This is a genomic window from Methylophilus sp. TWE2 (genome assembly GCF_001183865.1).
GTDB lineage: Bacteria > Pseudomonadota > Gammaproteobacteria > Burkholderiales > Methylophilaceae > Methylophilus.
Genome location: NZ_CP012020.1, coordinates 376,397 through 388,301 on the forward strand (window position 1 = coordinate 376,397; position 11,905 = coordinate 388,301).

Annotated in this window: 14 protein-coding genes and 2 riboswitches; of the genes, 9 read left to right on the forward strand and 5 right to left on the reverse strand. The window is 49.7% G+C overall.

Annotated elements, in window-relative coordinates; genetic code table 11:
* Positions 1-13 precede the first annotated feature (13 nt).
* Positions 14-211, reverse strand: a riboswitch (cobalamin riboswitch).
* 103 nt (positions 212-314) lie between these two features.
* Complete coding sequence (locus ACJ67_RS01735; RefSeq protein ID WP_018986771.1) at positions 315-551, forward strand: hypothetical protein; 237 nt, start codon at positions 315-317, stop codon at positions 549-551.
* 2 nt (positions 552-553) lie between these two features.
* Positions 554-856: a cell division protein ZapA gene (locus tag ACJ67_RS01740; protein WP_049637629.1), complete on the forward strand. Its 303-nt coding sequence runs from the start codon at positions 554-556 to the stop codon at positions 854-856.
* Between the two features lie 293 nt (positions 857-1,149).
* Here the strand turns inward: ACJ67_RS01740 and ACJ67_RS01745 are convergent, their stop codons facing one another.
* Complete coding sequence (locus tag ACJ67_RS01745) at positions 1,150-1,509, reverse strand: DUF2237 family protein (RefSeq protein ID WP_049637630.1); 360 nt, start codon at positions 1,507-1,509, stop codon at positions 1,150-1,152.
* 68 nt (positions 1,510-1,577) lie between these two features.
* Between ACJ67_RS01745 and ACJ67_RS01750 the strand changes: the two genes are divergently transcribed.
* The 4 genes from ACJ67_RS01750 (at position 1,578) to ACJ67_RS01765 (ending at position 5,740) form a co-directional block, all read left to right on the forward strand.
* Complete coding sequence (locus ACJ67_RS01750) at positions 1,578-2,042, forward strand: EVE domain-containing protein (RefSeq protein ID WP_049637631.1); 465 nt, start codon at positions 1,578-1,580, stop codon at positions 2,040-2,042.
* Positions 2,043-2,097: 55 nt separating this feature from the next.
* On the forward strand, positions 2,098-3,270 hold the full coding sequence (locus ACJ67_RS01755; protein WP_049639715.1) for a diguanylate cyclase: 1,173 nt from the start codon (positions 2,098-2,100) through the stop codon (positions 3,268-3,270).
* Positions 3,271-3,340: 70 nt separating this feature from the next.
* Positions 3,341-4,216 carry an alpha/beta hydrolase gene (locus tag ACJ67_RS01760; protein WP_049637632.1) on the forward strand — a complete coding sequence of 292 codons (876 nt, stop codon included), beginning with the start codon at positions 3,341-3,343 and terminating at the stop codon, positions 4,214-4,216.
* 516 nt (positions 4,217-4,732) lie between these two features.
* The gene (locus ACJ67_RS01765; RefSeq protein WP_197080643.1) at positions 4,733-5,740 is read left to right on the forward strand and encodes a serine protease; all 1,008 of its coding nucleotides are present in this window, start codon (positions 4,733-4,735) and stop codon (positions 5,738-5,740) included.
* A 119-nt stretch (positions 5,741-5,859) separates the two neighbouring features.
* Here the strand turns inward: ACJ67_RS01765 and ACJ67_RS14780 are convergent, their stop codons facing one another.
* Positions 5,860-6,009 (reverse strand): hypothetical protein, encoded by a 150-nt coding sequence (locus ACJ67_RS14780; protein WP_154650038.1) that lies wholly within the window; start codon positions 6,007-6,009, stop codon positions 5,860-5,862.
* Positions 6,010-6,234: 225 nt separating this feature from the next.
* A riboswitch (S-adenosyl-L-homocysteine riboswitch) is annotated at positions 6,235-6,317 on the forward strand.
* A 92-nt stretch (positions 6,318-6,409) separates the two neighbouring features.
* Here ACJ67_RS14780 and ahcY point away from each other — a divergent pair.
* The 3 genes from ahcY (at position 6,410) to metF (ending at position 9,139) form a co-directional block, all read left to right on the forward strand.
* Positions 6,410-7,819: an adenosylhomocysteinase gene (gene ahcY / locus ACJ67_RS01770; RefSeq protein ID WP_049637633.1), complete on the forward strand. Its 1,410-nt coding sequence runs from the start codon at positions 6,410-6,412 to the stop codon at positions 7,817-7,819.
* Positions 7,820-7,908: 89 nt separating this feature from the next.
* Positions 7,909-8,259 (forward strand): phage holin family protein, encoded by a 351-nt coding sequence (locus ACJ67_RS01775; protein ID WP_049637634.1) that lies wholly within the window; start codon positions 7,909-7,911, stop codon positions 8,257-8,259.
* Positions 8,260-8,311: 52 nt separating this feature from the next.
* A complete protein-coding gene (gene metF / locus ACJ67_RS01780) occupies positions 8,312-9,139 on the forward strand; it encodes a methylenetetrahydrofolate reductase [NAD(P)H] (RefSeq protein WP_049637635.1) in 828 nt (275 codons plus the stop codon).
* 57 nt (positions 9,140-9,196) lie between these two features.
* Here metF and ACJ67_RS01785 read toward each other — a convergent pair whose 3' ends face one another.
* From ACJ67_RS01785 to ACJ67_RS01795, 3 genes are read right to left on the reverse strand one after another with little or no spacing between them, the layout of a single operon-like run.
* A complete protein-coding gene (locus tag ACJ67_RS01785; protein ID WP_018986759.1) occupies positions 9,197-9,664 on the reverse strand; it encodes a DUF494 family protein in 468 nt (155 codons plus the stop codon).
* 52 nt (positions 9,665-9,716) lie between these two features.
* Entirely contained in the window at positions 9,717-10,829 is a 1,113-nt protein-coding gene (gene dprA / locus ACJ67_RS01790; RefSeq protein ID WP_049637636.1) for a DNA-processing protein DprA, read from the reverse strand.
* A 15-nt stretch (positions 10,830-10,844) separates the two neighbouring features.
* Positions 10,845-11,879 carry a LysM peptidoglycan-binding domain-containing protein gene (locus ACJ67_RS01795; RefSeq protein WP_049637637.1) on the reverse strand — a complete coding sequence of 345 codons (1,035 nt, stop codon included), beginning with the start codon at positions 11,877-11,879 and terminating at the stop codon, positions 10,845-10,847.
* Between the last annotated feature and the right edge of the window lie 26 nt (positions 11,880-11,905).

The window sequence follows — 11,905 nt, forward strand, 5'->3', positions numbered from 1 at the left end:
CCCGCGGTATTTCCATGCGATTTGGTTGCTAGGCCGGTCTCCGGGCTGGCAAGTTTTGATCTATCGCCTTCCCGAGTTTGAACTCAGTGGCATGTGGATAGACCCGCACTTGCTTACCGTTGCGGGGGCAGCACAGGCATTGTGAATGGCTTCACGCACCTGTTTCCCAGTTTCACCTTTGTCTGCAAGAACACAGACTTGGGCACCTGACAACTTGGCGCATTTTAGTCTAAAGGCTGCTCCTTTACTAGCGAACCCGTCTTGAGGAGGGAGTCATACATTCTTAATTTACTTTGAAAAAATGCGCTTAGCTATTGACCACACTCGTTTTTTTAAAAGATAATGGGCTGATGGATGCCGATTTAAAAAGTCTTGAAGAGCGTGTCACCAAGCTGGTTGCTTTGTGTGGGCAGCTGCGTGACGAAAACGTGGAGTTACGTCAGGAGGTCACACGTTTGCATCAGGAGTCGCAGTCACTTAAGTTGAATATGACGCAAGCCAGCGTGCAGCTTGAGAGATTGTTGTCGGCATTGCCTGAGGAAGGTCGTTAATCATGGCTTCCAATCCTATTGATATCGAAATCATGGGCCGCGCGTTTAGCGTGACCTGTACCGATGAGGAGCGGGACAGTTTGTTGCAAGCTGTCGGCTATCTGGATGGTAAAATGCGTGAAATTCGCGACGCTGGCAAAATGGTTAGTGTTGAGCGTATTGCGATTATGGCGGCATTGAATATCACACACGAGTTGCTGAATACCCGCACTGGTGGCGTGGATGTGGGCGATGTGAAAAAGCGCATTACCGACATGCAGCAGCAGATTGACGATGTGTTGTCCGGCCAGCATAAGTTGTTGTAATCCGCTTCATTTCACAAATTTTTCATCGTCATGTTTACTAAATGGCGTATCATAAAAATACGGTGTGCTAAGGCGTTGCCTGAGTCCAAAATTCCTTGAACTAGTCTTTGTTATAGGTTTCGGCTCATCAGGTGCTGTGAGATCGCACTAAGTTGGGTAGTCTTTTAAGACGCCCTTGGCGTGTGAACCTAATGTACCTTAGGCTGTTACCACCTGAACTTTTTGGTTCAGGATTAGCGGCTCAGGTAACCCCTTAGCACATCTCTTTTATGAGATCACTTGATCTCGGTCATTTAGCGCAATGCGTGATACATCAGGTCAGCCAGGCTGACTACCTCCAGACAGCTTTCATCGCAGGATTCCAAAATGACTGGCGGCGCGTACCCCGCTTCGCTGGCTTCCAGCCAGCGCCGTGCACACAAGCACCAGCGATCCCCGGCTTTGAGTCCGGGAAACCCATATTCAGCCACCGGAGTTGATAAATCATTGCCTTGTGCTTGAGAAAAAGCCAGAAACTCATCAGTCATCTCGGCACACACGGTGTGCCTGCCAAGATCTTCGGGATGAAATCCACAACAGCCATCGCGCATAAAGCCAGTGATGGGCTGCATGCTGCAAGGAATAAGAAGTGTACCGAGAACGTTTTTTTTCATGATTGTGAGCTGAACTATAACTTGGTTTATGATACTGGCATTTGATGGACAGCAGAAGGTTTTAAAGCATGGCGCGTTACTGGTTGATGAAATCCGAGCCCTCGGATGTTTCTATTGATGATTTGGCTGGGTTTCCCAATCAGACGGTGGATTGGTATGGCGTGCGAAATTACCAGGCACGCAACTTTATGCGTGACCAGATGAAAGTCGGCGATGGTGTACTGTTTTACCACTCTAATTGTGACGAACCCGGCATTGTGGGGATCTGCGAAGTGAGCCAACTGGCTTACCCGGACAAGTTCCAGTTCATAGAAGGACATAAGTATTTTGATCCAAAATCCACACCAGAGAATCCGCGCTGGGTGAATGTGGATGTCAAGCTGGTGCGTAAAACCCGATTGCTGAGTTTGAAGGAGATGCGTGAAATCCCTGAACTGGCAAATATGCGCACCTTGCAAAAAGGGAACCGTTTATCGATTACACCCGTCGATCCCAAAGAGTGGGCAGTCATCACGACGCTACTGGGTTCTTAACCCTGGAAACAGTCGCGTTTCTTAAACTTGCAAACGAGTGACCTGGACAGAGCGCATGAATAGACCACGAAAACGTGCGGTATTGTATATCCTGATTGCCGGGTTCCTGATTGCTTTTGTCGGTGCATTGTTATTCATCTGGATTTACTTTTCCAGCATGCGCGAGATGCACCAGACCACGCGCAAACTTTATGAATACCCTTTTGCCGTGGCAAACGCAGCCCTCGCACTGGAGGCTGATCTCTACCAGATTCGCAGTCATCTGCTGTATGTCACACTGATCCAGGCAGACCGCCAACAACTGGCAAATGCTGAGGCATTGATTAATGCATGCGAGCAACGGGCTCAGCAGAAGATTGCAACCATCACCCGTAGTTATTCCCATGACCCCCAACAGGTCATGCAACTCAAACAGCAGCTTGCCTTGTTGGGAAATGTTCGTGAGCAGGTGTTGCAAAAGCTCTCCGCTGCTCGTTATGCTGAGGCTAACCAGCTGATTGAAACCGAGTGGACAGCCCGCTTTGCCAAGGTGGCTGGTCTAAACGAGATTATTCTCAAACATGCGCATCAGCGTGCAATTGAGTATGTCAATGAGAGCCAGCAGCGTCTGGAACAGCATACCAAGCGTGGTTTAAGTTATGCCGCTTTACTTCTGAGCCTCTTTGTTGGGGTGGGAGCCTTTGTTGCCTGGCGTATCTATCAATTACATATTGAGGCTGACAAGTTTGCCTTTACCGATTTCTTGACGGGTATTGCCAACAGGCGGCATTTCATCCACGAGCTTGAATCTGAAATCCGGCGCAGCCAGCGTTATGAGTTGCCGTTCTCATTTGCAATGGTAGACATTGACCATTTTAAGAAAATCAACGACCAACACGGGCATCATGCTGGCGACCTGGTGTTGCAGAACTTTTGCCTCAGGTGTGTCAACGCTTTGCGTACTAGCGATATTGTCGGCCGACTGGGCGGTGAAGAGTTTGGCATCCTGATGCCGATGACGGATCTGCATGAAGCGGCGCGCGTGATTGAGCGTTTACGCGCCGAGATTGATCACAGTGTCATGACGGATCAGGGAGAGAAAATCCATTACACGGCTTCGTTTGGCCTGGTGTCTACATCTCAGCTAGGTGAGCAGCAAGGCATGGCGCATTTGATGAAGATGGCGGATGCAGCACTCTATACAGCCAAGCAGCAAGGCCGTAACCGGGTATTTATCGCGCATCCCTGAGTTTTAAATGCGTATCAAGCATGGTGATTGAAACAGGGAATCTTTTCCTGCTGCTTTAGTCTGTTCTGAAATGTCTGCGAAAAATATTAATGCGATAGCAAGAGGGTGGGTTAGTGGCTTGTTGGGAATGCTGGTCACGGCCTGCAGGCCGGTTGCCATATTGAATGCCATGATTCCCAAGCGTCAGATGGAGATCTTACCGGATATTCCTTTTGGAGACTTGCCTCGGCAAAAACTGGATATCTATCGACCTCGTTTGCTTTCCGGAAAATCACTCCCGGTAGTGGTGTTTTTTTACGGCGGCAGCTGGGACTCGGGGAGCAAGAATGATTATTTGTTTGTGGCAGAGGCACTCACTGCGCAGGGATATCTTACGGTGATCGCCGATTATCGTCTTTACCCGGAAGTGAAGTTTCCCCAACTGATGCAGGACCCGGCACTGGCACTCCAGTGGGTTAAAAAACATATCGCCAATTATCATGGCGATCCGCAACGCCTATTTATGATGGGTCATTCCGCCGGCGCGCATCTGGCAGTGATGCTGTCTCTTAATGAGGAGTACCTGGCGGCTGTCGGCCTGAAGCCCGACGCGATTGTCGGCACTATTGGGCTGGCTGGTGCCTATGATTTTCTGCCATTGACCTCAAGCCGATTGAAATCCATTTTTGCGCCAGCCGACCAAGAATGGATTTCTCAACCCATCAATTTTGTCAATGGACATCATCCGCCCTTGCTTCTGCTCACAGGCACTGCGGATCGCACTGTTTGGCCCAGAAATTCCATCAATCTGGCACATGCCGTTGAAGCCAAAGGCGGCCAGGTTCAGCTCATCACTTATCAGGGGTATGACCACGTGGATATGATTGCCAAGCTAGCCAGGCCATTGCGTGGAGATCAGCGTTTGCTGCAAGATGTGGTGAACTGGTTGCGACTGCGCGGCGGCTAGCCTTGGCTCCTGATTATTGCATGCAGAGTCTGCATCTGTGTTCGGTATTTTAGGACTGGTCATTATTCTCTATGACTCACAGTCACCACCCCATCCCTTGTGCTAACGGGGACTAGCCCCTGGCATCATCGGTTTTAAGCTCGGAAAAAAGCAACATTTCTGCATTTGTTTCCGTGTTAGCTATGTTCACGCATCCACTTTAAACCTCGAATGCCTCCTGGTTGTGCATTCATAAAGGGCAATGCACTTTTATAGTGCTATTTTGGGCTGTATCACCGCTAGAAAACTCTCTTGTTCACTCCGTGATATGCATGAAAATAAAGTTGTTTTGTATTTAATTGATTGATTATTAATGATTATTTGTTATTTTGTCATTGATTTTCCATGCGTTTTTAAGGTGCGGAAAAGCCAGCTCCAGGGTTGGAATACGTCTTGCTAAAACAAGCTTGAACAGCTTTCCAACTTACTTAATGCCCATCGGGTCATTGCCCAGGGCGCCACGGATTGGAGCACGACATGACGAAGTTAATGATCGGATTATTGTTAGGACTCATCAGCACATCGGTGACGGCGGAGCCAGCAGACGAGCTGATGCAAGCGTTAAACAGTCGTGTGTTGCGCGTGCAAGTCGGCCTGAAAAACGGTCAATATGGTTTGGGCTCTGGCGTGGTGGTGGCTGAAAATCAGGTAGTCACTAACTGCCATGTGGTCGCGAATGCCAGCAGTATCAGTGTGGTGAGTGGTGGTGCCGCTTACCATGCAGTCGGTGTCAAGCCAGACTGGGAGCATGATGTGTGCATGCTGCAAATGGAAGATTTGCCGCTCACCCCAGTCACCATGAAATCCAGCCGTGAGCTCAAGTACGAGCAACCGGTATTCACCATTGGCTATCCAAGTTTTGTTGCTGCCCCGGTGAGCACCAGTGGCGTGGTCAAAGGTCTTTTTACCATGGATGATTCTGTCATCGTGCGTGCGACCAGTACCTTTAGGCAGGGAGCCAGTGGCGGTGGCCTGTTTGATGACAGTGGCGCATTGGTTGGCTTGATCACACTTAAAAGCCCAGGTAAGGACGCCTATTACTACTATATGTCAGTCGATTGGATCCAGGCATTGATCAGCAAACCGGCAGGTCCCATTGTGGTGAAGAGCGAACTGCCTTTCTGGGGCAAACCGGCTGCCGAGTGGCCTTACTTCATGAAAGTGGTTTTCCCCTACTTGCACAAAGACTGGCAAGGCCTGAAAGTGATTGCCGAACAATGGACGGCTAAAGAGCCTCATAACACCGAAGCCTGGTTTTACCTCGCTGCCGCAGAGTATGAAACACGCGATTTCACCACAGCTGAACAACATCTGCACCGTGTGATCAGTATGAACGACCAGCATAGCCAGGCTTTTTACTACCTGGGGATGATTGCTGAAGCCAGCGGTAATCATGGCGAAGCAATGGCGAGGGTAGATACATTAAGCCATCTGGATACCGAAAAAGCAGAAGAGCTTAAAGTGGCCATGAAAAGTCTTCCATAGGCAGTCTTGATTAATTCATCAGCTCAGGGATAATCAGTCAGTCAAGTGTCAATAGTGAGCCATAAAAAAGCGCCCAACCGGGCGCTTTTGTTTTAAATCTTTAAGAGTATTGCAATCGCTTAAGCCACTGCCATGTCTAACTCTTCAACATGGTAGTAATGTTCATCATCCCACAAGGTAAAGTCTTGTGCGGTATATATCGCTTCCTGAAAATGATGAAAGGTTGCGATGCAATGGTTCTCTTCATCCATCACTTGATACATCGTCATGTGAACCACCTTTCCTAATCTGTTGTCTTGAGTGTTGCTGTGATGACATCATGGCATAGGTGTATGACAATGATTTTGCAGAGTAACAGGGGGGAATGACGTCAGTTTATAGATTCACGCAACACACCCGGTTTAGCGGTTTATTTGCGTCGGATTTATCCCTTTGTTTGAAGTTTGCAAGCGCTGGCTTTTTTGTAAAATGCCAGGGTTAGCGTATAATCCGCAACTTCTGAGGAACGCTGCGAGAGTCATTCGGCTCCCAGGCTCAGAGCATTTGCTGCAAAGCATCTTAACGGCGTTCACTTTTCACTGTGCGAGCACGGAAAAAAGGTGAACAAACGTTTCCCCGGTTCTGATGAACATTTCCTGCTCAGTTTTCATATTTTTAAAGGATTGAAACATGAATACTGTAGCTGATATTAAAGATTACGTTGTTGCTGACATGTCCCTGGCGGCATGGGGTCGCAAAGAGATTGCGATTGCCGAGACCGAAATGCCTGGCTTGATGGCAATTCGTGAAGAATATGCTGCTCAACAACCGCTCAAAGGCGCCCGTATCACTGGCTCCTTACATATGACTATCCAGACCGCTGTACTGATTGAAACCCTGAAGGATTTGGGTGCTGAAGTGCGCTGGGCTTCCTGTAATATTTTCTCTACCCAAGACCATGCTGCGGCTGCGATTGCTGCGACCGGGACTGCCGTATTTGCCGTCAAAGGCGAAACACTGGAAGACTACTGGGATTACACCCACCGCATTTTCGAATGGGTAGATGGTGGTTATTCCAACATGATCCTGGATGATGGTGGCGACGCCACATTGCTGTTGCATCTGGGTACTCGTGCTGAAAAAGATTTATCTGTCGTGGCCAATCCGACCTCTGAAGAAGAAATTTGTTTGTTCAACGCGATTAAAGCCAAGCTGAAAACAGATCCAAACTGGTACTCTGTACGTTTGGCTGCAATCAAAGGCGTGACCGAAGAAACCACCACTGGCGTGCACCGTTTGTACCAAATGCACAAAGAAGGCAAGCTGGCCTTTCCAGCGATCAACGTCAATGACTCTGTGACTAAGTCAAAGTTTGATAACTTATATGGCTGCCGTGAATCACTGGTTGACGGTATCAAGCGCGCGACTGACGTGATGATTGCCGGTAAAATTGCCGTCGTAGCCGGTTACGGTGACGTGGGTAAAGGTTCTGCACAAGCGTTGCGTGCCTTGTCTGCCCAAGTATGGGTGACTGAGATTGACCCGATTTGTGCCTTGCAGGCAGCCATGGAAGGCTACCGTGTGGTGACCATGGATTATGCGGCTGAGCATGCCGATATTTTTGTCACAGCTACCGGTAACTACCATGTCATTACGCATGAGCATATGGCCAAAATGAAAGACCAGGCCATTGTGTGTAACATTGGCCACTTCGATAACGAAATCGATGTTGCCAGCATTGAAAAATACCAGTGGGAAGAAATCAAGCCACAAGTGGATCATGTGATTTTCCCTGACGGCAAGCGTATTATCCTGCTGGCAAAAGGTCGCTTGGTCAACCTGGGTTGCGGTACTGGTCACCCAAGCTATGTCATGAGCTCCAGCTTTGCTAACCAGACCATCGCACAAATCGAGTTGTTTACGCAAACCGACAAATATCCTGTTGGCGTATACACCTTGCCTAAGCATTTGGATGAAAAAGTGGCCATTTTGCAGTTGAAAAAACTCAATGCGCAATTGACTACTTTGACGGATGCACAAGCAGCTTATATTGGCGTGAACAAAAACGGCCCATACAAGCCAGAGCATTATAGATACTAAACTGCGGTATCCACACTTGTAGCCATCGCCAGATGTCCTGGCGGTGGTTTCGGTGTACACTCTCCTCACATCCATCCTGAGGAGTGAGCATGTTTAAGTTGCTGGTAGTCTGGGTTTTGAATGCAGTGGCGCTGATATCCGTCACCTATCTGGTGCCTGGCATTCATGTGGCGAACTTTAAAGCGGCACTGGTGGCTGCGCTGGTAATTGGCCTGGTCAATGTGCTCATCAAGCCACTACTAGTTCTTCTGACATTGCCTATTACTTTATTAACGCTGGGCCTGTTTATACTGGTCATTAACGGACTGCTTTTTTGGGCGGTGGGCAATTACCTGGAAGGTTTTTCGGTCAGCTCTATCCTCATCGGCGTGATTGGTGCGCTGGTGTACAGTCTGATCTCGGGCGTACTCAGCGCGATTGTCGTGGATGGCAAGGATTAAGTGCACAGCCAGCTGGCGTCGCGTCAAGCGCAAATAGATAAAGATTAAACAAGTGAATAATAAACTCTCTTACAGTTTTGAATTCTTCCCGCCCAAGACGGCGGAAGGCATGGCTAATCTGCGCAATGTGCGCAATGAGCTGGCGGCATTCTCACCCGAATTTTTCTCGGTCACTTTTGGCGCAGGTGGCTCCACGCGTGACCGTACTATGGAAAGCGTGCTGGAAATTCAGGCGGAAGGCCATGGGGCAGCGCCTCATATTTCCTGTATTTCCTCCAGTAAAGAAGAAATTCGTGAGTTGTTACAGGCTTATCAAGCCAAAGGCATCAAGCGACTGGTCACCTTGCGCGGCGATATTCCTTCTGGCGAAGTGAGTGCTGGCGATTTTAAATATGCCAATGAGCTGGTGAGTTTTATCCGTGCTGAAACCGGTGACTGGTTTCACCTCGAAGTAGCGGCTTACCCTGAGTTTCACCCGGAAGCTGGCTCTGCACAAAAAGACCTGGAAAACTTCAAGCGTAAAATCGATGCCGGTGCCGATTCGGCCATTACGCAGTATTTTTACAACGTAGATGCGTATTTCCGCTTTGTGGAAGCTGCGCAAAAAATGGGTGTCGCAGCACCTATTATTCCGGGCATTATGCCTATCTACAATTACACACAGCTGGCGCGTTTTTCCAATGTGTGTGGTGCCGAAATTCCGCGCTGGTTACGTTTACGTCTGGAAGCTTATGGTGATGACTTGTCGTCATTGCGTGCTTTTGGCGTGGATGTAGTCACCGATATTTGCGCCAAGCTGATTGCGTCTGGCGTGGATAAAATGCATTTCTATACGCTGAACCAGGCTGGCATTATTGGCCAGATTATCCGTCAACTGTAACCATAAAAAACAAAAGCGCGACCTGATTCAGGTCGCGCTTTTTTTTGAAGCATACGCTTATTGTAGTGAAAGACCTTGCGGGTTAAACAAGGCATCTTCGACAAACAGGTAATCCTGCTTGCGAGTTTCGTCCCACAACACCATCATGGTGATCCAGCGGATATCTTCCATACTCAGTGTTTCCTGTGGCAGCACCATGGCGCGGTCAATAATCAGATCGCGCTCATAAGCCGAGATAATGTTGCTTCTTTGCAGCAGGCCCAGGAAATTCAGGCTGTCGTCATTAATCTTGCTGCGTTCCATATCGCAGAAAACGCGGATTGCCGCTGGGTCTTGCTGGTATTGCGGTTGTTGTACCGAGCGGCGCAGGTCTTTGACCCAGTCCACTGCGTGCAAGATATCCTGGTGATTAAATCCAGCCTGGGATAGCTCGTAAGCCATGATGGTTTCGTCTGTTTCTTTCAGCTCCAACGCATCATGTTTGTCCCAGTAATTTTGATAAATAAATATCAATACTTCCAACATGTATATAGTCTCCTCAAATACGCTAAGACATTGCCAGCGTTTATGGGCAGGTTTAAGCCAGTCGTTGGAATTGACCATTGGCGAGATGGCTAACCACACCTTCTAATTCAAGTAGTGTTAGCATGGTGGAAACTTGTTCGGGCGTCAAGCCTGAGCGCGCCGCAATCTGCTCTGCAAAGAGAGGGTCAAATCCCATGCAGGCCAATACAGGGCTTGCTTCGGCGGGTAGATTAGTCCAATCGGGTAATGGCCCATTCGGGCTAATCGAAACTGCCGGGTTTGGCAGGCGGACATGACGCAATTCGCTCACGATGTCTTCGGTGGATTCGACCAGTTTTGCGCCTTGCTTAATCAATGCATGGCACCCTTTGGCCACTGGGGAGTGAATTGAGCCAGGAATGGCAAACACTTCCCGACCTTGCTCAGTGGCGAGCCTGGCGGTAATCAATGAGCCGCTATCAATATTGGCTTCTACTACCAGGCAACCCTCAGATAATCCGCTGATGATGCGGTTGCGTCGCGGAAAGTTGTGCGTGAGGGATGGGGTGCCCAGCGGGTATTCGGAGAGGATTAGCCCGTATTGCACAATCTGGTGGGCCAGGGCTTTATGCCTGGCCGGATACACAATATCCAGCCCGGTGCCGACCACAGCAATCGTCGCGCCATCCGCTTTCAATGCGCCGCGGTGTGCGGCACCATCGATGCCCAATGCCAGTCCGCTCACAACAACAAATCCTGCCCGGCACAGGCTCTCAGCAAAGTTTTCGGCGGTGGCTTCACCCTGTGGTGTCGCGTGTCTGCTACCGACAATCGCCATGCCAGGGCGTTTGAGCATTTGCAGGTTGCCCTTTGCGTATAGTACTGGCGGGGGCTGGTCAGTTTCCAGCAGTCGCTGTGGATAATAAGAGTCGCCGAGGGTAATCAGGTGGTTATCCGTTTGCGTCAGCCAGTCCAGTGTGAGTCCAATATGCGGATCATCCATGGCTTTCTGGATGCCATCGGCGACCTCTTTGTTCACAATCTCGCGCAGGGCGGTATAGGGCGCTGCCAAAACCGCTTCTGGGGTTTGAAAGCGCAATAGTAGCTGGCAATAAGTGACGCTACCTAGCCCGTCAACCAGGCTAAGCGCAATCCAAGGCGTGAGTTGATTAGTTGTTAAAGTCACGCGATTGCTGAGGGGTTATGGGGTGCGTACAACGTCTTCGGTATGGATGGGCTGTGAGGCCTGCATCACCAGGGCGTAAGACAGTTTGGGGAAGGTCTTGAACACCATCACCAGGCCAACCGGCTCATCTGGTAGCTGTATGTTGACTGGTTTTTTGGGGTCGGATTCCGGGTCCACCATATTCACGCCCTTGCGCAGTACCGATAACACATGTCCCCGTTCAATGCCTTGTTCTTCACCGCGGTTAAGTACAACAACCCGCCCATAGCCGGTTTCATCAATTCCCTGGCTGACACGTGCAATCTGTCCCTGGATGTGTGTTTCAGGCGCATGGGGTATGTAAGCTGGTGTCAGTTCGTCTTCCACCGCGATCAGTTTGTCCTTGACGGCAATTTCTTCCTTGGCTTGGGTAACAGTCAAGGTGGCAGGCTTGCCTGGGCGTAACAGCCTGGCTTCACCGAGGTAATGGGCTTCATTACCAAGTAGTTCTCCCGTTTCGGGGTCTTTGACGGGCTCGCCTTCGCGGTAGATGGCCCACACGTTTCTGCCGGATTCTGGCAAACCTTGTACGTAAATATGTGTTCCCGGGCTTAAGATCTCTCGCTCTTCCTGTGCTGCGACTATCCTTGGTGCCGCTTTCAAGTCTTCGGGCGAAATGAGCATGGGTTTGGTCAAGAATGGCAGGATGGTGCTGGGCTGTATGGCTGGAATTGCATCGCCTTTGATTGGCGTCACAATCACGCCAGGCTCCAGCGTGACCGATTCACGCACCAGTTTCAACACGGGTTTACCGCTGCTGGTATCCAGCACAATCACATCCCCTGGATAAATCCAGTGCGGGTTTTTAATCCGTTCACGGTTGAGTTGCCAGATTTGCGGCCATTGCCAGGGATTCTTGAGAAACTTGGCAGAAATATCCCATAGCGTATCGCCTTTGACCACGACATGGCGGTCCGGATGGCGCGCACGCAAGGGAATTTCTTCTGCCTGCACCAACAAGCTGCAACAAGCCAGGGCAAGCGAGGTTATAATTTGAACAATTTTGGTCATGGGGCGTCTCTGTACTATGCAGCTGA